Here is a 21,302-nt window from a genome sequence, read left to right on the forward strand (position 1 = left end):
TGTGTTCCACATAGTAGCCATGTGGTACGCAATTGGTCTACACCAACAGAGTTAATCTTGCTGAAATAAATACCTCTTGCTACCTCTATGGACCTCTATGTATGCTCTCGGTCAACCACCACACCCGATTCGAGGAGAAGTGCAGTGCAACCACGCAAGTCAATGAGGATGCGAGTCGCCGCAACACTCGCCACCGTGGCCGCCGCCACGCTCATCATCACCGGATGCTCCGCCTCGGGCGCGAGCAGCTCCAGCAGCTCCCGTTACATCAACGTGTTCTCCGGCAACCCCGGCAACCTGACCGACAACTTCAACCCCTTCGTCAGCGACGTCGCCTACGGCGCAAACGGCGCCGTGCTGGGCGCGGTCTACGAGCCGCTCTTCTACTTCAACTCCGCCAAGAACGAGAAGCCGCACCCCTGGCTGGGCACCGAGTACACGGTGTCGCCCGACGGGCTCACCTACTCGGTGACTCTCAAAGACGGCGTGAAATGGCAGGACGGCAAGCCGTTCACCGCCGCCGACGTCGCCTACACGTACAACCTGCTCAAGGAGAAGCCGGCCCTCAACCTCTACGGCCTCAAGATCGCGGAGGCGACGGCCGTTGACGACACGCATGTCACCATCACGCTCACGCAGCCGGACTACCCCAACGAGTACCGCCTGCTGGGCCTGACGTTCATCGTCCCCGAGCACATCTGGAAGTCGATCCCCGACCCGGAGAAGACCACGAACCAGAAGCCCATCGGCACCGGAGCCTTCTCGTTCGGCCAGTTCACTCCGCAGTCGGTCACCCTCACCGCGAACAAGTCGTACTACGAGAAGGGTGAGCCGGCTATCCCCGGAATCCGCCTCGTGACCTCCACCGGCAACGCGGCTGCGCTCAACTCGCTCAATGCCGGACAGATCGACTGGGCGGGCATCGCCCTGCAGGATGTGCAGAAGTCGTTCGTCGACAAGGACCCGAAGCACAACAAGTACACATCCATCCCCGCCGACATCAAGGCTCTGCTGCCGAACCTCACGAAGGCGCCGTTCAACGACGTCGAGTTCCGCAAGGCGCTGAGCCTGTCGATCGACCGCGACTCGATCATCAAGCAGGCGTTCGGCGGCACGGACACGCCCGGCAACCCGACCAGCCTGCTGCAGCCCCGCGACGAGGCGTACATCCCCGCCGCCTACAAGGGCAAGACGCTCGATCAGAACGTCGACGAGGCCAAGAAGATCCTCACCGGAGCCGGCTACAGCTACAACGGATCGGGCGACCTGCTCGGCAAAGACGGCAAGCCCGTCGCGTTCAAGATCACGACGGTCACGGGCTACACCGACACCATCACGGCCAACCAGCTGCTGGTGCAGGACTTCGCCAAGATCGGCGTGAAAGCCACACCGGAGGAGCTCTCGCTCGGCGCGTACTCGACCGAACGGCAGAACGGCACGTTCGACCTGCTCGACGACCGCATCCCCACCGGTCCCAACCCGTTCCAGCAGTTCAGCGACAGCCTGGACTCCGCCAAGACGGCGCCCGTCGGCAAACCTGCCAATGCGAACTTCGTGCGTTTCAACGACCCGGCGGTCGACAAGCTGATCGCCGAAGCCGGCAGCACCAACGACCCGGCGAAGCTCACCGCCGCTTACCAGGGCCTCGGCACGTACTTCGCCGAGAACCAGCCGTACATCATCCTCAGCCAGAACGGCGCGGTCACGACCTACCGCGACCAGTACTTCACCGGGATGCCCACCACCGACAACCTCTGGGCGACACCGTCCAACTGGCTGTCGGGCAACATCGGCTACGTCGCCAAGTCGCTGAAACCAGTCAAGTAACCAGCGTGCGGGTGGCGGACCGATCCGATCGGTCCGCCACCCGCCCCGACACCGGCGGAAAGCACCTATGCGCTACTACCTGAACAAGCTCGGCTTCTACCTGATCGCCGGCTGGATCGCGATCACCCTCAACTTCCTGCTCCCCCGGCTCGTCAAGGGCAGCCCGGTCGACGTGATCCTCGCGAAGACCCAGGGCGTCGGCCCGATGCCGCCCGAGGCGCGGCACGCGCTCGAGCTGCAGTTCGGCGTCTCCCACGAGCCCTTGATCGTTCAGTACGGCCAGTACCTCCACAACCTCTTCACTGGAGACTTCGGCCTCTCGGTGAGTTACTACCCCACCCCCGCCATCGACGTCGTGATGCAGGCGCTGCCGTGGACCGTCGCCCTCGTCGGTCTCGCCACCGTGATCAGCTACGTCATCGGCATCGTGTTCGGCTCCTGGCTCGGGTGGCGCCGAGGCACGTGGACCGATTCGATCCTGCCGGCTTCGACCTTCTTCTCGGCCATCCCGTACTTCTGGCTCGCCCTGGTGCTGGTGTACATCTTCGGGTCGATCCTGCACTGGTTCCCGGTGAGCGGCGGCTACGACTTCACCATCACCCCCGGTTTCACACCCGAGTTCATCGGGTCCGTCATCCTCTACGGCATGCTGCCCGCCATCACGATCATCCTCGCGTCGGTCTCGGGTCAGCTGCTCGGCACCCGCAACATGATGGTGTCGACGATGGCGGAGGACTACGTGGTCACAGCCCGCGCCAAGGGCCTCCGGCCGCGCCGCGTCTTCGGCTCGTACGCCATGCGCAACGCCCTCCTGCCATCGGTGGCCGGCTTCGCGATGTCGCTCGGCTTCATCGTGAACGGCTCCGTCGTGACCGAGAGCGTGTTCGGGTATCCGGGCGTCGGCTTCACCCTCCTCACCGCCGTGCAGAACAACGACTACCCGCTGATGCAGGCTCTGTTCCTCGTCATCACGCTCGCCGTGCTCGGCGCCAACCTCGTCGTCGACCTGATCTACGGCTTCATCGACCCCCGCACCCGCCTGGCGAACTGAGCCGAGAGGCGACCAAGGAGAGCACCATGAGTTTCACCCAGCAAGAGCTCGCCGACCCCGAGCTGTCGGGGTCCGAACCGGACCTTGCCGACGACGGCCCGCCCCGCACCGGCTTCTTCCGCGCCTCGGGGCGCGCATCCGGCAGGCGCAGCACCTCGCGCGGCTGGAAGTTCTGGGTCGGCATCGGCATCTGCGCCTTCTTCGCCGTGCTGGCCGTCATCGCGCCGTTCCTTGTGCCGAACCCGAACCAGTCGAGCCCGGTCGGTCTCCAGCCGCCGAGCGCCGAGCACTGGTTCGGGACCACCAACATCGGTCAGGATGTGCTCGGCCAGGTGATCGCGGGCACCACCGGCTCCGTCGTGATCGGCGTGGTGGCCGGTGCGATCACCGTGCTGCTGTCGATGATCTTCGGCATCGGCGGCGCATTCCTCGGCGGGATCTGGGACAACCTGTCGTCGCTGGTCAGCAACGTGTTCCTCGTCATCCCGGGCCTGCCGCTGCTGATCATCGTCACCGACTACGTCGAGTCGCGTGACATCATCGTGATCTCGGTCGTGATCGCCCTCGTCTCCTGGGCCGGCGCTGCCCGTGTGCTGCGGGCGCAGACCCTCTCCGTGAGGTCGCGCGACTACGTGGACGCGGCCCGCGTCGCCAGCGAGTCCAACTGGCGCATCATGCTGCGGGAGATCCTCCCGAACCTGATGCCCATCATCGCGTCGCAGTTCGTCTTCGGCGCGCTCGGCGCCATCCTTGCCGAGGCCGGTCTGTCGTTCCTCGGGCTCGGTGCGCCCGGCGGCAAATCGTGGGGAAGCATCCTGTTCTTCGCCCAGAACGCGCAGGCGATCACTCTGGGCGCCTGGTGGTGGTTCGTGCCGCCCGGCCTCTGCATCGCCATCCTCGGCGCGGCACTCGGCCTGATCAACTTCAGCATCGACGAGCGCATCAACCCGCGCCTGCGCACCGCCGCCATCGTGAAGCGCGCACGCAGAAAGGGGGCGACCGCATGAGCGCGCCGCTGCTGAGCATCCGCAACCTGACCGTCGACTACCAGACGGACTCTCCCGTGCGTGCCGTGAACAACGTGTCCCTCGACATCCGCCCCGGCGAGATCGTCGGACTCGCCGGCGAGTCCGGATGCGGCAAGTCGACGCTCGCGTACACCGTCACCCGGCTGCTCCAGGCACCGGCCGAGATCACCGGCGGCTCGATCGAGTGGCGACGCGACGACGGCGGGATCACCGACGTGCTCTCGCTCGACGGGCCGGACCTGCGGGCATTCCGCTGGCAGGAGATCTCGATGGTCTTCCAGGGGGCGATGAGCGCCTTGAACCCCGTTCACCGCATCGGATCGCAGATCGAGGACGTCTTCATCGACCACCGCAGCGGGCTCAACCGCCGCGAGCGCCGCGAACGCGCCGCCGAGCTGCTGCGCACGGTCGGCATCCCCGCCGACCGTCTACGCAGCTATCCGCACGAACTCTCGGGCGGCATGCGGCAGCGGGTCATGATCGCGATGGCGCTCGCCCTTCGGCCGCGCCTGATCATCATGGACGAGCCGACCACCGCGCTCGACGTCGTCGTACAGCGCAACATCCTCGAGGAGATCGACCGCCTGCGAACGGAGTTCGGCTTCGCCGTACTGTTCATCACCCACGACCTCGGGCTGCTGCTCGAGATCAGCGACCGCGTCGGTGTGATGCTGTCCGGTCGCCTGGTCGAGCAGAACACACCGGACGTGCTGCTGGAGAACCCCTCGCACGAGTACACGCGGCACCTGCTCCGTTCCTTCCCCAGCCTGCGCGGCGACGTGCCGCTCACCGGATCCCGCTACATCGACAGCGGAGAAGAGGTCACCGCATGACCACCCTCGAAGCCCTCCATCTGCGCAAGAACTACGAGATCAGAGGAACCGGCCTGAAGAACAAGATCCTCAAGGCGGTCGACGACGTGTCGATCGTGGTGCGCCCGGGCGAGTCGGTCGCCCTCGTAGGCGAGTCGGGCAGCGGGAAGTCGACCATCGCCAAGATGCTCATCCGTCTGATCGAGCCGACCGCAGGAGACATCACGCTCGACGGCGAGCGCATCGGTCGAGGCCGCGCCGCCACCACGCGCTACCGCTCGCGCGTGCAGATGGTGTTCCAGGATCCATTCTCGTCGCTCAACCCGTCGCTTACCATCCGGCACCATCTCACGCGCCCGCTGCGCATCCACGGCATCGTGAGGAACCGGGCGGAGGAGGAGCGCGAGCTGCGCCGTCTGCTCGAATCCGTGAACCTCGGTCCGGCGGCGGCCGTGCTGGCGAAATACCCGCACGAACTCTCCGGCGGCCAGCGCCAACGCGTCGCGATCGCGCGCGCCCTCGCGCCCCGTCCCGAGGTGCTGATCGCCGACGAGCCGGTGTCGATGCTCGACGTCTCCATCCGGCTGGAGATCCTGCAGCTGCTGGACGACCTGAAGCGGGAGCGCAATCTGGCGGTGCTCTACATCACGCACGACCTGGCCACGGCGCGGCACTTCTCGTCGCAGATCGTGGTCATGCGCCACGGCCGGGTGGTCGAGCGCGGGGCATCGGGCGACGTGATCCTGAACCCGATCCACCCCTATACACAGCTGCTGGTGCGCGCAGCGCCCGACCCGCACTCGGAGATCTTCGAGATCGACGAGGAACGGTTCCGCCTCTCCCCCGAGGTACTCATCACCGACATCGACCCCGGGCCGACACCCGACGCATCGCACTGGGCTCGCGCCTGGACCGACGACCCGGCGGTCGCGGAACTGCTCGCCTCGGTGTGATCAGCGCGTGCGCGCGAAGAAGGTGCGGAGGCGGTAGCGATCGCCCGCGTAGGTGATCGTCGAGACGAACAGCGGGTGCTCTGCGCGGTCGACCGCGACCTGACGCATGACAAGCACCGGCTGCCCCGGCTCCAGCCCGAGATGGGCGGCGACGTCGGCCTGGGCACTCCGCGCCTCGATCGTCGCGTCCGCTCGCAAGGGCTCGACACCGGCGTCGGCGAGGCGCTGGTAGAGCGAGTCGACGGCGAAGTCGGCCGAGGCCAGGTCGGGCGCGAGAGCGGCCGGGATGCGCGTGATGTCGACGGCGATCGGCACCTCGTCGAGCAGCCGAACGCGCTCGAGGTGGAAGAGGGGCGTGCCGGGGGCGACGGACAGTTCCTCGGCCTCGTCGAGCGTCGCGGACTTGGTCACGGCGCGCAGCACCCGGGACGAGGCGACCAGCCCCATCCTCGTGGCGGTCTCGGTGAACGACTCCAGGCTGTTGGGGAACTCCTTGCCGACACTCGGCGCCTGCGCCACGTACCAGCCCCGGCCGTGCGACGCGCTCAGCACGCCATCCTCGACGAGCTGCCCGAGCGCTTTGCGCAGAGTGACACGGGAGATGCTGAGCTGCTGGCAGAGCTCCCGCTCGGGAGGCAGGCGCATGCCCGGCTTCAGCACGCCGGTGGCGATCTCGTGCGTGATCAGGTTCACGGCCTGGATCCAGAGCGGCTCCGGGTAGTCAGGACGGATCGCCGCGACGGCGGCTCCCCCGCTGGCTTCACTCATCGGTTCCACCCTCCACTGTCCCCATGCACGCCTCATTCATACCACTCGTTACCTTTTCGAGCCGATGCCGAGCCGAACCGGTTCGGAATATTCCGATGTCCCGCTCACGGGCGCGCGATCAGGCGGTCGAACGCCGCCGACAGCTCCTCGCTCACGCCGCGAGCATCCGGGGTGGCGTCGTGGTGGGCGATGATCTCCCTGGCACCCTGCGAGAAGCTCACCCGGGGAGCGAATCCGGGGACGAGCCGGCGCAGCTTGGCCGTATCGAAGAGCATGCTGTGCCGGAAGTCGTGCTCGAGCACCTCGCCCCAGCCCGGCCACTGCGCTGCGATCGACTCGCTCGACCGGTGCACGAGCCGCGGCGAGCGCACCCCTGCCGCGGCCGCGAGCTCGACATGGATCTGGTCCCACGTGAGGATGTCACCGCTGACCACATTGACGCTCTCCCCGACGGCGTGCTGGTTGCCGAGCAGTGGGTAGAAGGCCCTGGCGAAATCGCTGGAGTGCATCAACGTCCACAACGAAGTGCCGTCGCCGTGCACGATCACCGGTCGCCCCGTGCGCATCCGTTCGATGGCCGTCCACCCCGACAGTACGGGGATGGCCGTGCGGTCGTAGGTGTGGAACGGCCGCACGATCGTCAGCGGGAAGTCGCTCTCGCGATAGGCCTCTTCGAGGAAAAGCTCGCACGCGACCTTGTCGCGCCCGTAGCCGAACACCGGCTGCCTGCGCGGGCTCGACTCGGTGATCGGCAGGCTCGGCACCGGGCGGCCGAACACCGAGCAGGTGCTGATGAACACGTACTGCGAGGCGCGGTCGCGGAACAGTTCGACCTGCCCCTCGAGGTCGCGCGGGGTGAAGGCCACCCAGTTGACCACGGCGTCCCAGGTCTCGTCACCGAGCAGTTTGCCGAGGGACTCCGGATCCCGCACATCGCCGTGCAGCGCCCGCACACCATCGCGAACGGTGCGACGCGGCTCTGACCGGGTGACGATCGTCACCTCGGCGCCCTGAGCGGCGGCCTCTTCCGCGGCCGCCGAGCCGATCATGCCGTTTCCGCCGAGGAAAAGGATTCTGGTGCTCATGCGGTTCTCCCCTGGGAAAGACCGCTGCCGACGAGGTAGCGGTAGCTGGTTTCGAGTGCGTCGAAGGTGTCGACGTCCAGTCGTTCGAGTTCGACGATGTGCCAACGCAGACCGGACGACGCGGTGAGGATGGCGGACCAGTCCATCCGTCCGTCCCCGATCGGCGTCATCACGTCGTCGTCGTAGCTGTGTGCGGGTCCGTCTTTGATGTGCACCCGCTGCGCTCGGTCGCCCAGCCGGGTGAGCACCTCGGCCGGATCCGCACCACCCATCCGCGCCCAGTAGGCGTCGAGCTCGACCGTCACGCGGGGGTCGAGCAGGCCGAGCAGGATGTCGTACGCCTGCCGCCCGTCGAACGCGTTCGTGAACTCGGCGAAATGATTGTGGTACGCGACGCCGAGTCCCCGGCCCGCGGCGTTCTCGGCGGCCGCGTTGACCCGCTGCACCCCGCGCTCGATGGCTGACGGGCTGTCGAACTCCTCGCGCTCCATCGACCAGATCAGCGTGTCGGCGCCGAGCTCCTCGGCGTCGTCCAGGATGCGCTGCGCATCGGTGCCGGCCGGGAACGGCGTGTGCGCGCTGGTGATCGCGAGCCCCGCGGCTGCCGCGGCCTCCCGCACGCGCGACGGGCCGTATCGCTCGACGAGCCCATAGGTCTCGAGGCCGAGGTAGCCGATCCCCGCAACCCGTGCGAGGGTGCCCTCGAGGTCGGCCAGTGCGTGTTCGAGCACGGTGTAGCCCATCACGGCGATCGGAGCGGTCACAGCGCGCCCGCCGCCCAGGCGATGGCCCGACGCACGAGCGTGCGCACCGACGGTTCTCCCCACGAGCGCATGTCGTGTCCGAGGGCGAGGTACACCACGCGGCCGGCTCCGACGGTGCGCGTGTACAGCACCGGGATCACCGCACCGTCGGCGCGATGACGCTGCGCGAGCACGTGCACGCCATCGTCGGCGAGCTCGAACTCGTAGTACTCGTCGAACAGATCGAAGTCGTCGAGACCGTCGGTGATCGGATGCTCGGCGACGATCTCGATCGTGTGGCGCCCCTCATGATGCCCAGGGCCGTGCGAGAGGTAGCGGTTGCCCAGGAGCTCGAACATCGGCCGGTCGGCGGGATCGATGCGGTCGCCCTCCCAGCCCAGGATGTTCGCCCCGTGCACGCCGACCAGCCCCGTGCCGGCGGCGACGGACGCGGCGAGCGCCTCCTGCTGAGCGGTGGGGAACTGCCCGCCGGCCGAATACAGCAGATAGACGTCGGCATCGGCCGTCTCCGGCCGCGGTTCGACGAAGCGGTTCATCCCCATCGCCCGGCGGGTCACCAGACCCGCCTCGATTCCGAGCTGCTGGAACACCTGCGATGCGGTGAGGAGGTCGTGGTGGATGTCGTCGCCGTTCACGACGACCAGTGCGTTGCGCGTGTCGCTCATCTCTCGTTCTTCTTCATCGTCGCGGGGAGGGTAAGGCGCACCGACGGCGGACCGGCCCTCGCGTCCGGCCCGCCGTCGGTCTCAGTCGATCAGGCGATCGGCTTGAGCTTCAGCGCGACCACCGGGTTGGGGTACGGCGCGAAGTACGGGTCCTGCTCGCTCGGCCAGCCGGTGACCTTCGCCGAACTCCAGTCGCCGTAGTTGCCCCAGTAGAACATGACGATCATCGGCAGCTGGTCGATCCAGATGCCCTCGATCTGCTCCAGGATCTGCGCGCGCTCCGCATCCGAGGTGGCGAGCGGGTACTTGGCGAACAGCTCCTTGGCGACCGGGTCGTTGAACCGCTCGATGTTCTCGAACGTCGGCGTCGCTTTGCCGATGGGGTAGTACTTGTTCGGGTTCATCATCGAGTCGTAGATGTTGAACGCGCGCGGCGCCGGCCCGACGGGGTAGCCGATGGTCGACTGGAAGGTGCCGTCGGCGGTGATCTTGTTGATGTCGTTCACCGACGTGGTGTCGATGTCGAGCTTGATGCCGAGGTCCTTCAGCTGCGACACGAGCACCTGGGCGCGGGACGCGATATCGGTGTACGACGCCGGGAAGCTGACGGAGAACTCGACCCGCTTGCCGCCCTTCTCGTAGTACCCGTCGCTGCCCTTGGTGTAGCCGGCATCCGTCAGCTGCTTCTCGGCGGCGGGCTTGTCCTGCTTGAAGACCAGGTCTTTGTACTTGCTCGCCACCTCGCTCTCGAACGCGGGCATCGGCAGGCCGGTCTGGCTCGTGGCCGCCGGGGAGTCCGTCGCCGCTCCGACCTGCTCCCGGTCGACGCCGAGGCTGATCGCCCGCCGCACGGCGATGTCGCTGAGCGGCCACTTCTCGAGGTTCGGGATGAGGCCGTCAGAGCCCACCACGGGAGCCCAGTAGTGGTTGTCCTTGCTCTTCGAGGTGTAGGTCTTCTCGGCGTCGGCGATGTATGTGCCGCTCCAGTCGGCCTGACCCTGTACGAGCGCGTTGGTCTGACCCTGGTTGTCCTTGTACGGGATGAACCGGATGCCGGCGATTTTGGCCGGAGCCTGCCAGTAGTCCTTGTTCGTCTTCAGCACGAAGCTCTGGGGCGAGAAGGTGTCGAGCTCGAACGGGCCGGTGCCGACCGGGTTCTTGTCGACATAGGTGGTCGGGTCGCCGACCTTCGACCAGATGTGTTTCGAGACGATCGCGGCCGAGACCAGCGAGGTGAACTTCGTCTCCGACGGATCCTTGAACGTCATCACGACCGTGTTCGCGTCTTTCGCCGTGATGGTGTCGAAGTCGACGCCTCCGACGTTGAGAGCCGGATACTTTTTGAGCAGCTCGTAGGTGAACACGACGTCGTCTGCCGAGAACGGCTTGCCGTCGGTCCACTTCACGCCCTGCTGCAGGTCGAGCGTCAGTGTCTTGTTGCTGTTCGACCAGGTCCACTTCTTCGCGAGCCACGGGATGTCTTTGCCGATGTCGACGTTGTTGATCTGCACGAGCGGCTCGTAGATGAACCCGCCGGCGCCCTGGTTGGTATAGGTCGCCCCCTGCGCCGTGTTCGGCAGGTAGGGGTTGAACGACTGGGTCAGCGAGTCCGCCTGACTCGCGACGTTGAGGATCAGTCCGTCACCCGACCCGCCACTGCTCGACGAGCACGCGGCGAGCGGGACGATCAGTCCGGCGGCCAGCGTCGCACCGATGATGGTGCGGGCGAGCGTTGCCTTTCTGCGTTTCATTGCTGTTCTCCCTTGGTACGTGTTGTGTGTGTTGGAGCGTTCGCGGGGCCGGTGCGCACGATGCGCCCGGCCGGCCGCACCTCGGTGCGGCGGTATACGGCGGCGTTCTCGGCGCGCCCTTCGGCGGCCTCCGCGTCGTCGGCGTAGAGCCAGCAGTTCGCCCACTGGCCGTTCTCGAGCTCGAAACGGGGAGGCGCCTGCGTCGCGCAGCGCTCCATAGCGAACGGGCATCGGGGATGGAACCGGCACCCGGCGGGCGGATCGATGAGACTCGGTGGCTGACCGATGTCGCGCGGTGCGGCATCGTCGTCGCGCGACGGATCCGGCGCCGACGAGATGAGCAGCTGCGTGTACGGATGCGCCGCGTTCTGGGTGACCTGCTCGCTCGGACCGGCCTCGACGAGCTGCCCGGCGTACATCACCGTGGTGTCCTCGGCGAAGTAACGGGCGGACGCGATGTCGTGCGTCACATAGAGCAGCGCGACTCCGCGATCCTCCACCAGCCGGCGCAGCAGGTTGAGCACGCCGAGCCGGATGGAGACGTCGAGGCTCGAGACGGGCTCGTCGGCGAGGAACACATCCGGGTTGGCCGCGAGCGCTCGCGCGATCGAGATCCGCTGGAGCTGACCGCCCGAGAGCTCGTGCGGGAACTTCTCGGTGAACTGCCGCGCCGGCCGCAGGTTGACCTGTGCCAGCAAGTCCTCGATCACGGCCTTCTGCTCTCTCGCCGTCTTCGCCGGGTGATGGATGCGCACGGCGCGCGACAGCGTTCGCGCGATGGTCGCGACCGGGTTGAATGACCCGAACGGGTCCTGCAGGATCAACTGCACCCGGCTCACGTGAGCGCGGAGCGCCTTGCCTCCTCGCACGCGCACCGCCGTGCCGCGGTAACGGACTTCACCGCCGGTGAGCGGATAGAGCTGCGCGAGCAGGCGCGCGAACGTCGACTTGCCCGACCCCGACTCCCCCACCAGCGCCATGATGCGTCCGGCGTGCAGGCTCAGCGAGACGTCGTCGACCGCGTGCACCACGCGGCGCGGGCCCCGCCGGAAGAGCGACCCTCGCACCGCGAAGTGCTTGGTGACGTGCACGGCCTCCAGCACGGGCACATCGCCCCTCTCGGAGCTGGCAGCATTCGTCATGGCGTCGACAGCGCTCATCGAGCGTCCTCCAGTTCGGCGAAGTCGGAATCGTCGGCGCTGAGAGCGGAAGCGGCTGCACCGTCGCCCTCGTAGAGCAGGCACGCGGCCTCCGGCTGACGCCATTCCGCGGGCCCGGCGAGCGGGATCAGCGGGGGCACCACTGTCGTGCAGCGGTCGAAGGCGAGTGGGCAGCGGTCGGCGAAGGCGCATCCGGCCGGAAGCCTGCGAAGGTCGGGTGGTGAACCGGGGATGCCGGTGAGCTCGTGCTTCGGACCGGAGAGCGTCGGGAACGACGCGAGCAGCCCCTGGCTGTACGGGTGGCGGGGATTCCGGTAGAACTCCTTGGCATCGGCCAGCTCCACCACGCGTCCGGCGTACATCACCGCGATGGTGTCGGAGAGCTCGATCAGCAGCGAGAGATCGTGCGTGATGAAGATCACCGAGAAGCCGAGACGCTCCTTCAGCTCGATGATCTTCTCGATGATCTGGCGCTGGATCACCACATCGAGGGCGGTGGTCGGCTCGTCCATCACGATGATCTCAGGGTCGAGCGCGAGGCCGACCGCGATCATGGCCCTCTGCCGCATGCCGCCGGAGAGCTCGTGCGGGTAGGCGTTCACCCGGTCGGTCTGGATGCCGACGAGCCCGAGCAGCTCGATCACCCTGGCGGCCCGTTCCTGCTTGGTCATGTCGGGTCGGTGCGCCCGCAACGAGTCGTCGAGCTGCGCGCCGATCGTCAGGATGGGATTGAGGGCGTGCATCGCGGACTGGAAAACGATCGACAGCTCCTCCCAGCGGAAGTCGCGCAGCTCCGAGTCGCTCATCGAGAGGATGTCGGTCTTCGTTCCGTCGGCGTTCGTATAGAGCATCTCACCACCGCTGATCTGCGCGGGCGGCTTGTGCAGCCGGGTGATCGCGTAGGCCAGAGTCGACTTGCCGCTTCCCGACTCCCCGGCGATACCGAGCACCTCGCCGCGACGAAGAGTCAGCGACACATCGTTCACCGCCGGCGTCACCGAGTTCTCGCCGATGTAGTCGACCGTGAGGTTGCGCACCTCGAGGATCACATCGCTCGTGACCGGGTCGAACGGCACCGGCGCCGATCGCTCGCCGCGCTTGCGCTGCGGGCGCTTCACGATCGCCTGGCGCTTGGCCTTCGCCTGCGCCCTCTGGGCCTTCTTCGTCCCGATGCCCGCCTGCCGCAGCCGCGGGTTGATGAACTCGTCGATGCCGAAGTTCACCAGCGAGAGCCCGGTGCCGAGGAGCGCGATCGCGAGGCCGGCAGGCACGAACCACCACCACGCACCGGTGAGCATCGCGCTCGACACCTGCGCCCAGTAGAGGATCGTTCCCCACGACCACTCGGTGACGTTCGTGAGGCCGAGGAACGCGAGGCTCGCCTGGGTGAGGATCGCACCCGTCACTGTGCCGAGGAACGACGCGGCGATGATGGCGATCTGGTTCGGGAAGATGTCGCGGAAGATGATCCTCGACGTCCGCTCGCCCGTCGCCCGTGCCGCCTCGACGAAGTCGCGCTTGCGCAGCGACAGCGTCTGCGCACGCAAGACGCGTGCGCCCCACGCCCACCCCGTGATGGAGATCACCAGGATGATGCCGAGCGAGCCGGTCTTCGGCAGGTACGACGCGAGGATCACCGTCAGGGGCAGGGCCGGGATGACGAGGAACACGTTCGCCAGCAGCGACAGCAGCTCGTCGGTGAGACCGCCGAGGTAGCCGGCGGCGAGTCCGACCAGCACCGACAGCACCGTGGCGACGATCGCCGCGCCGACACCGACGAGCATCGAGACCTGCGTGCCGTAGAGCATCTGCGAGAGGATGTCCTGCCCGGTCTGGGTCGTTCCGAGCCAGTGCTCCGGGCTCGGCGGCATCAGGGTCTGCTTGCTCACCGCCGAGGGGTCGTACGGGGCGATCCACGGACCGATGACCGCCAGCACGCAGAAGATGAAGACGACGATGACGCCGGTCAGTGTCCACGGACGCCGGAACGCGCGCAGCCAGGCGAACCGGGAGGAGGCCTCGAGGGGTTCCGACGATTCGGCCTCGGCGACGGTCGTGGTGGTGATGGCCATGGGTCAGCCCTCTCGTGTGCGTGGGTCGAGGAAGACGTAGAGGATGTCGGCGAGCATGTTCGCGATCAGCACGGTGATCGTGATCACCAGGAAGATGCCCTGCATCAGCGGGTAGTCCTGGGCCTGGGCCGCCTTGAACAGCACGGTGCCGATTCCCGGATAGTTGAAGACCACCTCGGTGACGATCGAGCCGCCGACCACGAAGCCGAGCGACATCGCGAAACTCGAGAACGACGGCAGGATGGCGTTGCGAGCCGCGTACGTGTACATGACCCGACGCTTGGACAGCCCCTTCGCCTCGGCCAACCGCACGTAGTCCTCACTGACGGTGGTGACCATCATGTTGCGCATCCCGATCAGCCAGCCGCCGATGCTCGCGACAACGATCGTGAGCGCGGGCAGGGTCGCGTAATAGACCGAACTCCCGATGAATCCCCAGTTGAGTCCGATCGTCTCCGTCACCGAGTAGCCACCGGAGAGCGGGAACCACCGCAGAATGATGGAGAAGATCAGGACGACGCAGATCGCGAACCAGAAGTACGGGATCGACGAGAGCAGGGTCGTCACGGGGATGAGGCCGTCCAGCCAGCTCCCCCGCTTCCAGCCGACGATCATGCCGAGCCCGGTGCCGACGACGAAGCCGAGCACGGTGCAGACCGTGATCAGGATCAGCGTCCACCCGATGCTGCTCGCGAGCACGTCGGCGACCGGCGTCGGGTAGTAGGCGTACGAGATGCCGAAGTTGCCGGAGAACAGGTTGCGCCAGTAGTCGAGGTACTGCTGCCACAGGCTCGCGTCGCTCTGACCGAAGAGCACGCGCAGCGCCTCGATGGCCTGCGGTGACAGCTTGCCGTGGAACTTCGCGATCAGTGCGTCCGCCGGGCTGCCCGGCATGATGCGCGGCAGCAGGAAGTTCAGGCTGATCGCCGCCCATGCCGTAATGACATAGAAGACGGCTCTCCGCAGAAGCACTCTCATGCGGTTCGATCCTCGCTCTCGGTGTGGTGGATGCTGGTGGGGGCGAGCCAGTCGGCGGCGCCCGTGAGGATGGCGCGCACCCCTGGCTCTGCCCAGACGCGCATGTCATGACCGAACTGCACGAAGCACACGCGCCCCCGCCCGAAACGGTGGGCCGTCACGAGCGGTTCGCGCCCGTCCGCCGACACGCGATCGGCAACCACCTCGACACCGTCGGCGAGCGACAGCCGGTAGTGCTCATGGGTCAGTTCGAACGACGCGACCGCGCTCGTGATCGGGTGCCCGGCGAGCTCGACGCCGAACCGGCTCTCATACGGCAGCGGTCCGTGATCGACGAAGCGCGCGCCGATCAGGCGGGCCAGCTCCTGGTCGTCGTCGAAGAATGCCGTGGAGTGCACGGCGAGCAGCCCGCTCCCCCGGCTCACCGCGGCGGCGAGCCCCGCTCGTTCTGCCGCCGTGAACGTTCCGGCAGCGCGATAGAGCACGACGAGGTCGTCGTCGAGTGGCTCGGCGAGACAGGCCGTCCCGATCCGGACGCGGGCCACGAACCCTGCGGCAGCCAGGATATCCTGCAATTCGACGCTGGCCGTGAAGAGGTCTTCGTACACGTCGTCGCCCGCGATCACCACCTGGGCGGTGCGCGTCGGCGTGCGTGTGGTCATCCCGGAAGTTGTCATCGTCTTCGTGTGCATCAGTAGGTCGACCGCAGTTCGCCGGTCGGCGCCCACAGTCCCTGTTCGAGGCCGCTGAGCAGGGCGTTGTCCCGCGTCTCGAGCGGCAGCGCAACACGGCGCCGGGACCGGCTGCTCTCGTACGTCGCGAAGATCAACTCCGCACCGGCGAGCCCGTGACGCATCGCCAGTTCAGGCTCGCGATCCGTCTCCAGCCCGTCGACCAGATCGGCGACCGCCGCTGCAGTGCACGCGAAGATCGCCGGGTCGATGCCGTGATCCCAGTGATCGGAGTTCGTGTCATAGGGAGAGGCGAACCGCAGGTCCTTCTCTCCGAAGCGGTGCACGATGCACTCCGAGCCGCGCACCACGATGCGTCCGCGGGTGCCCTGCACGATCAGCCCGAGGCCGTTCTCGCGGTTGAGGACCGGCGTCGCCGGTTCGCGACCGGTCGAGACGACCGCACGCACGCCGTCCGCCCACGCCACCTGGGTGATCGACGAGGTCTCGACGAAGGCTCCGTACACATAGCGATTGGTGGTGACGTCGATCTGGCCGATGACCCACTCGGCGGGCGCATCCGACCGGTAGAACAGGATGAGGTCGAGGATGTGGCTGCCCCAGTCGAGCAGGTTGGGGCAGTATCCCTCGATGCTCACCAGGTCGCCGATGGAGCCGGCGGCGAGCTGCTCGCGGGCGAAACGGTGCACCGGCTCGAACCGGCGCTGCAGGTTGACGGTGAGCTGCACGCCGGCGCTCTCGGCGAGACGGGCCATGTCGACGGCGTCGCCGTAGCTGAGAGCGATCGGTTTCTCGCAATGGATGGCGCGCACGCCGGCGTCGATCGCTGTCCCGACCGCGTCGAGGTGGTAGCCGGGAGGAGTGCAGACGCTGACGATATCGGGCCTGACTGCCTCGAGCATCTCGCGGTAGTCGTCGTAGATCCCGGGAATGCCCAGCTCTCCGGCCAGAGCTGTGGCAGTCTGGAGGTTCACGTCCGCCACCGCGCTGAGACGCACACGGTCGTCCGAGAGGTAGGCCGCCGCATGCACGCGACCCTGGCCTCCGGCGGCGATCACCGCCGCACGATACGTCTGCATTTCTTCTCCCTTGAATAGCCGAGCGCGGTACTGGATGTATCCCAAACTAATACCACTTGATGCCAGCGTAAGACGAAAAGTGAACGGTAACAAGAGGTGGTTCTTAATTTCACAAGCTGGAAACGTGCGGTGAACGGCGAATGACGACTCCGGAGGCTGTTTTCGAGCCGATACGGCCGCGTTCCACGTAGTACCACCAGGCACCACCGCCCTACACTGATGCCATGCTGATCAGTCGCGTCGTCGCCCCCCGCACCTCCCGCATCGTCGAGCTCCCCACACCCACGCCGGCGCGCGGCGAGGTGCTCGTGGAGATCCTCGCTAGCGGTGTCTGCACATCCGATCTCGGCCCCTGGCTGCGGGGGCCGCAGGGCGATGACCCCATCGAGCTCGGCCACGAGACGGCCGGTCGAGTGGTCGCGGTCGGTTCCCGGAACTCCCGGTGGCACGAAGGCGACCTCGTCACCGGCCTGGGCGGCCCCGGCTTCGCCACACATGCCCTGCTCGACGACGAGTGGCTCCTGCCCGTTCCTGCCGGGATCGATCCGGCGCTGTCGATCGGTGAGCCGATCGCCACCCTCGAGGAGGCGACCAGCCGCTCCCCGATCGGTGCCGGGAGCCGCGTCGCCGTCGTCGGGCTCGGATTCATGGGCCTCGGTCTGCTGCAGCTCGCCCGCACCCGCGCGCCGCGCACCATCATCGGCGTCGACCCGAATCCAGAGGCCCGTCGTCGCGCACGAGAACTCGGCGCCCAGGTCGTGCTGCATCCGGATGAGGTGGCGGGGTACGTTGCGTCGCAACCGGACGTCGGCTCCGCCGACCCTCGCGCCGACGTGGTGCTCGAAGCGACTGGTGTCACTCCGGGCCTGGAGACGGCGTCCCCGCTGGTCGCGCCCTTCGGCACCCTCTGCATCGTCGGCTATCACCACGCCGGAACCGCGATGCTCGACATGGAGCTCTGGTACAAGGGCGCGACGGTCGTGAACGGCTTCTGCCCCGACCGCCCCCGCGTGATGCAGGCGATGGATGCGGCGCTCGGGCTCGTCGCAAGCCGGCGCTTCACATACGCGCCCCTGGTGACGCATCGGTTCGGACTCGACGGCGTCGACGAGGCGTACACACTGATGTCCGATCGGGACCCCGGCTTCGTCAAGGCCGTCGTCACCCCCTGATCGGCTCCCGGCGACGGTCGAAAAGAATTCCTTTACCAATCGGAGACCAAAGCTGTACATTCACGGGTAAACGCTTTCCCACCAATGACGAAGGGAATACCCGTGACCCACACGACGCCATCGACGGCCGCCTCGGCACCCGGCTCCGCGACCGGCTCTGCGACCGGCTCCGCCGGCCCCGGCCAGCCCCGCCTCCGGCGAGCGCTCGGCACCCCCGCCCTCCTTCTGTTCGGGCTGGCCTACATGCTCCCGCTCGCAGTCTTCACCACCTACGGCCTCGTGACCGACACCACGAAGGGCCACCTGGCCGGCGCCTACCTGGTGACAACGATCGCGATGCTGTTCACCGCATACAGCTACGCGAACATGGTGCGCGCCTATCCTGTCGCGGGCTCGGCCTACACCTACACGCAGCGCTCGTTCGGCCGCCATCTCGGATTCCTGACCGGCTGGACGCTGCTGCTCGACTACCTCGCTCTGCCGCTGCTGAACTACCTGGTGATCGGCATCTATCTGAACGCGGCCTTCCCCGCCATTCCGGCGTGGGTGTTCGTCGTGGTGTCCGTCGTGCTCGTCACGGTGCTGAACGTGATCGGCATCACCCTCGTCTCGAGTGCGAACCTCGCGCTCGTCGGTGTGCAGATCGTCTTCATCGTGGTCTTCGTCGTCACCGGCATCGCCTACCTCACCGGCGCGGCGCAACTGCCCGACCTGCTGTCGCCGTTCTTCTCCGCCGGCACCCCGCTGTCCGCGATCGCGGCCGGATCGGCCATCCTCGCGCTCGCCTTCCTCGGCTTCGACGCGGTCTCGACCCTGTCGGAGGAGGCGAAGGACGCGAAGAAGTCCATCCCGCGCGCGATCATGCTCTGCACGCTGGCCGGCGGCCTGCTGTTCATCGTCACGGCGTACATCGCCGGCCTGGTCTTCCCCGATTACGCGAACTTCACCGACCTCGACTCCGCGCCGCTCGATGTGATGACCCGTATCGGCGGAAGCGCTCTCTTCACCTTCTTCACCGCCGCGTACATCGCCGGCAGCTTCGCGTCGGCCATGACGTCGCAGGCGAGCGTCGCGCGCATCCTGTACGCGATGGGCCGGGACGGCCAGCTCCCCAAGCGCGTCTTCGGGGTCGTGCACGCGCGCTTCAAGACCCCCTGGCTGGCCGTTCTCGTGGTGGGTGCGGTCGGCCTGGTCGGCGCCCTGCTGCTGCCGTTGGATGTTGCCGCCTCCGTCATCTCCTTCGGGGCGCTGGTGGCCTTCAGCTTCGTCAACCTCGCCGTCATCAAGCACTACGTGATCGACCGCAGGCAGCGTGGACCGAAAGCCGTCGTCGCCTACACCGTGGCGCCCGCCATCGGCTTCGCCTTGACGGTCTGGCTCTGGACGAGCCTCTCGATCACGACATTCGTCGCCGGCGGCATCTGGGTGCTGGCCGGCGTCGTCATCCTCGCGCTGATCACCGGCGGCTTCCGTCACAAACCCCCGGTGATGGACTTCTCCGAAGAGGACCCGGCACCGCTCCCCGCGCAGTGACCTGCGCGCCGGACGTCAGCCCGCGCAGACGGCCAGCAGGAACCACGCCGAGTGCGGGATCCACTGCTCGGCCCAGCGCCACTCGTTGCCGTCCGGCGCGTCCGCCGGCAGGAACGCTATACCGCGCTCGTCGCCCCATCCGCTCGTGATGCCGTTGACGATGCCGCCCGGACTGTTCTGGTAGACGCCGGAGTACTCGACGTTGGCACGTCCGCGACCCTGCAGCATGCAGACGTCGAACGGGTTCAGGCCGCCGACCCAGGCCGTGACGTCGGCGCTCAGCCGGGCGAGTCTGTCCCGTGTCCCCTCCGGGCAGTCGTCGAGGACCGCTGATCGGCTCGCGGCGAAGGCGATCGACGAGATGCCCGCGTTCTCCCCCTGCCACCAGTACCCGGTCTCGTTGTCGTGCGGGAAGAAGAACGAATCGTGCAGTGCGCCACCGAGCGGCTGCACGAGCTGGCGCGGGTAGCCGAACGGATTGTCGACGGCGTCGGTGCGGGCGAGGATGCCCTCCATCAGGGTGATCGCCGTCGCCCGTGCCGATCGGGCGTCGTCCACGCGATCGGCGATGCCGCCCTCGTCGAGCACGTCCGCCCACCGCAGCAGCGCGACGATCGGGAGCCCGGGCTCAGCCGCGTGGAAGAACGGCCTGCCTTCGCTGTCGGCCACGAGGAAGGCGGCGTCCGCTGCGTCGTGCCGCACCCGGGCCGCGAGGGCGCGAGCCCTGCGCTGAGCCGCTGCGGCGAACCGCGTGACGTCCGCACCGGCGATCCGGCTCGCTCGCACGAGCTCGGCCGCCGCGAGCAATGCGCAGTAGTCGTCGAGCACTGTCTCTTCGCCGTCGAAGAGATACTCCGTGTTGTGCTGCTCCAGGTGGTCGAACCCGCGGATTGCTGCGGCCAGGTAGGTCTCCGCGTCGAAGTCCCCCCGCGCATCCGCTGTCGAGGCGAGTGCGAGTGCCGCGATCGCGAGCCCGCCACCGTGCCGGTAGGCCGCCTGCCAGCGCTGGGTGCGCACGCTGTCCTGCAGCGGTGCGTTGATCACGCGCTCGTCGAGGTCCTTGGTGAGCGCGTCGAAGATGCCGGTGTAGAAGTAGCCTTCCGGAGCTTGGAAGCGCACCAGGAAGTCGGCACCGAACAGTCCCTCATCGCGCAGCCGGGGATACTGGCTGGTCTCGAAATCCGGATGAGCGCGCCCAAGCTCGTCGCCGGCCGTGAGCAGCGCCCAGGCGCACAGCGGGATCTGCTGCGGGCTCATCGTGCGGGTGTAGGTGAGGTGGCTCAGGAACTTGCTGTAGTCGCCAGAGGCATCGAGCCACCCTCCACGCGCATCGACGGTGCGACCGGAGTCGTCGCCGTAGAACCGCGCTGCCGCGTCTTTGCGCTCGATCTCTCCACTCGACCGCTGCGACCGGAAGTAGGCGGTGACATCCGAGACGACGAGCGACGGGATGCGGTGTTCGCCGACCTCGAACACCTCGCTCGCCACGCGGGTTCCGTCGACCTGCGCGACCAGCCGGTAACGGCCGGGCTCGGTGAGCCCGGTGAGATCGACACGCTGGAAGACCGCGGTCGACCAGGCGTCGACCCGCGCGGGCGTGCCGAGCGGGAGGTCGACCGCGACGGCGTCGCCGCGCTCGGTCTCCACGGCAACGGATGCGACGTGGGCGCCCGCGGTCGCGATCACCGCGGCCTTCGGAGACCGTGCGTCGTAGCCCAGATGATCGACCAGCACCGTCGCACGTCGTCCGACCGATTCCACGAGCCCTCCCGGCATCAAGACAATTCGTATACCACGCAGACCATTACGATACCAGCGGCGGTCGTCCTCGTGCCCGGTGTATCGCCGCGCCGACGGTCGGCTGTCGCTCGAGTCCCGTGAATCGGGAGCCGGACCTCCGTCGGCGCGGCGA

The 21,302-nt window shown here is 67.4% G+C and carries 18 protein-coding genes; 7 read left to right on the forward strand and 11 right to left on the reverse strand.

From position 1 onward, the window contains the following. Nucleotides 1-195: 195 nt before the first annotated feature. The 5 genes from AC1DB1_RS00790 (at nt 196) to AC1DB1_RS00810 (ending at nt 5,671) form a co-directional block, all read left to right on the forward strand. Nucleotides 196-1,827: an ABC transporter substrate-binding protein gene (locus AC1DB1_RS00790; protein ID WP_477199431.1), complete on the forward strand. Its 1,632-nt coding sequence runs from the start codon at nt 196-198 to the stop codon at nt 1,825-1,827. A gap of 67 nt (nt 1,828-1,894) precedes the next feature. Further along, nucleotides 1,895-2,878, forward strand: coding sequence for an ABC transporter permease (locus AC1DB1_RS00795; RefSeq protein WP_271177291.1), 984 nt, complete (start codon nt 1,895-1,897; stop codon nt 2,876-2,878). Between the two features lie 26 nt (nt 2,879-2,904). Next, nucleotides 2,905-3,885, forward strand: a complete 981-nt coding sequence (locus AC1DB1_RS00800) for an ABC transporter permease (RefSeq protein WP_477199432.1) — start codon at nt 2,905-2,907, stop codon at nt 3,883-3,885. Further along, nucleotides 3,882-4,739, forward strand: a complete 858-nt coding sequence (locus tag AC1DB1_RS00805) for an ABC transporter ATP-binding protein (protein WP_477199433.1) — start codon at nt 3,882-3,884, stop codon at nt 4,737-4,739. The genes AC1DB1_RS00800 and AC1DB1_RS00805 overlap by 4 nt, the downstream gene beginning before the upstream one ends. Next, nucleotides 4,736-5,671: an ABC transporter ATP-binding protein gene (locus AC1DB1_RS00810; protein WP_477199434.1), complete on the forward strand. Its 936-nt coding sequence runs from the start codon at nt 4,736-4,738 to the stop codon at nt 5,669-5,671. The genes AC1DB1_RS00805 and AC1DB1_RS00810 overlap by 4 nt, the downstream gene beginning before the upstream one ends. Here AC1DB1_RS00810 and AC1DB1_RS00815 read toward each other — a convergent pair whose 3' ends face one another. The 10 genes from AC1DB1_RS00815 to AC1DB1_RS00860 all read right to left on the reverse strand — a co-directional run bounded on the left by AC1DB1_RS00815 (nt 5,672) and on the right by AC1DB1_RS00860 (nt 16,685). Then, nucleotides 5,672-6,439 carry a GntR family transcriptional regulator gene (locus tag AC1DB1_RS00815; protein WP_477199435.1) on the reverse strand — a complete coding sequence of 256 codons (768 nt, stop codon included), beginning with the start codon at nt 6,437-6,439 and terminating at the stop codon, nt 5,672-5,674. Between the two features lie 104 nt (nt 6,440-6,543). Then, complete coding sequence (locus AC1DB1_RS00820; protein ID WP_477199436.1) at nt 6,544-7,524, reverse strand: NAD-dependent epimerase/dehydratase family protein; 981 nt, start codon at nt 7,522-7,524, stop codon at nt 6,544-6,546. Then, nucleotides 7,521-8,288 (reverse strand): sugar phosphate isomerase/epimerase family protein, encoded by a 768-nt coding sequence (locus AC1DB1_RS00825; protein ID WP_477199437.1) that lies wholly within the window; start codon nt 8,286-8,288, stop codon nt 7,521-7,523. Before AC1DB1_RS00825 ends, AC1DB1_RS00820 begins: the two co-directional genes overlap by 4 nt. Continuing rightward, on the reverse strand, nt 8,285-8,953 hold the full coding sequence (locus AC1DB1_RS00830; protein WP_477199438.1) for a ThuA domain-containing protein: 669 nt from the start codon (nt 8,951-8,953) through the stop codon (nt 8,285-8,287). The genes AC1DB1_RS00825 and AC1DB1_RS00830 overlap by 4 nt, the downstream gene beginning before the upstream one ends. Before the next feature lie 89 nt (nt 8,954-9,042). After that, complete coding sequence (locus tag AC1DB1_RS00835) at nt 9,043-10,704, reverse strand: ABC transporter substrate-binding protein (protein WP_477199439.1); 1,662 nt, start codon at nt 10,702-10,704, stop codon at nt 9,043-9,045. Further along, nucleotides 10,701-11,864: an ABC transporter ATP-binding protein gene (locus tag AC1DB1_RS00840; protein ID WP_271177300.1), complete on the reverse strand. Its 1,164-nt coding sequence runs from the start codon at nt 11,862-11,864 to the stop codon at nt 10,701-10,703. Before AC1DB1_RS00840 ends, AC1DB1_RS00835 begins: the two co-directional genes overlap by 4 nt. Further along, on the reverse strand, nt 11,861-13,936 hold the full coding sequence (locus tag AC1DB1_RS00845) for a dipeptide/oligopeptide/nickel ABC transporter permease/ATP-binding protein (RefSeq protein WP_271177301.1): 2,076 nt from the start codon (nt 13,934-13,936) through the stop codon (nt 11,861-11,863). The genes AC1DB1_RS00840 and AC1DB1_RS00845 overlap by 4 nt, the downstream gene beginning before the upstream one ends. Before the next feature lie 3 nt (nt 13,937-13,939). Beyond that, entirely contained in the window at nt 13,940-14,914 is a 975-nt protein-coding gene (locus AC1DB1_RS00850) for an ABC transporter permease (RefSeq protein WP_477199440.1), read from the reverse strand. Beyond that, a complete protein-coding gene (locus AC1DB1_RS00855; protein WP_477199441.1) occupies nt 14,911-15,576 on the reverse strand; it encodes a ThuA domain-containing protein in 666 nt (221 codons plus the stop codon). The genes AC1DB1_RS00850 and AC1DB1_RS00855 overlap by 4 nt, the downstream gene beginning before the upstream one ends. A 29-nt stretch (nt 15,577-15,605) precedes the next feature. Beyond that, nucleotides 15,606-16,685, reverse strand: a complete 1,080-nt coding sequence (locus AC1DB1_RS00860; protein ID WP_477199442.1) for a Gfo/Idh/MocA family protein — start codon at nt 16,683-16,685, stop codon at nt 15,606-15,608. 224 nt (nt 16,686-16,909) lie between these two features. On the opposite strand from AC1DB1_RS00860, the gene AC1DB1_RS00865 reads away from it, so the two are divergent. Together AC1DB1_RS00865 and AC1DB1_RS00870 are read left to right on the forward strand one after the other, a co-directional pair. Then, nucleotides 16,910-17,857, forward strand: coding sequence for a zinc-binding dehydrogenase (locus AC1DB1_RS00865; protein ID WP_477199443.1), 948 nt, complete (start codon nt 16,910-16,912; stop codon nt 17,855-17,857). Between the two features lie 225 nt (nt 17,858-18,082). After that, the gene (locus AC1DB1_RS00870) at nt 18,083-19,390 is read left to right on the forward strand and encodes an APC family permease (RefSeq protein WP_477200066.1); all 1,308 of its coding nucleotides are present in this window, start codon (nt 18,083-18,085) and stop codon (nt 19,388-19,390) included. A 15-nt stretch (nt 19,391-19,405) separates the two neighbouring features. On the opposite strand, the gene AC1DB1_RS00875 is transcribed toward AC1DB1_RS00870, so the two are convergent. Further along, nucleotides 19,406-21,166: a cellulase N-terminal Ig-like domain-containing protein gene (locus AC1DB1_RS00875; RefSeq protein WP_477199444.1), complete on the reverse strand. Its 1,761-nt coding sequence runs from the start codon at nt 21,164-21,166 to the stop codon at nt 19,406-19,408. Nucleotides 21,167-21,302 lie beyond the last annotated feature (136 nt).

It is taken from the genome of Leifsonia sp. 10N434 (assembly GCF_056394405.1).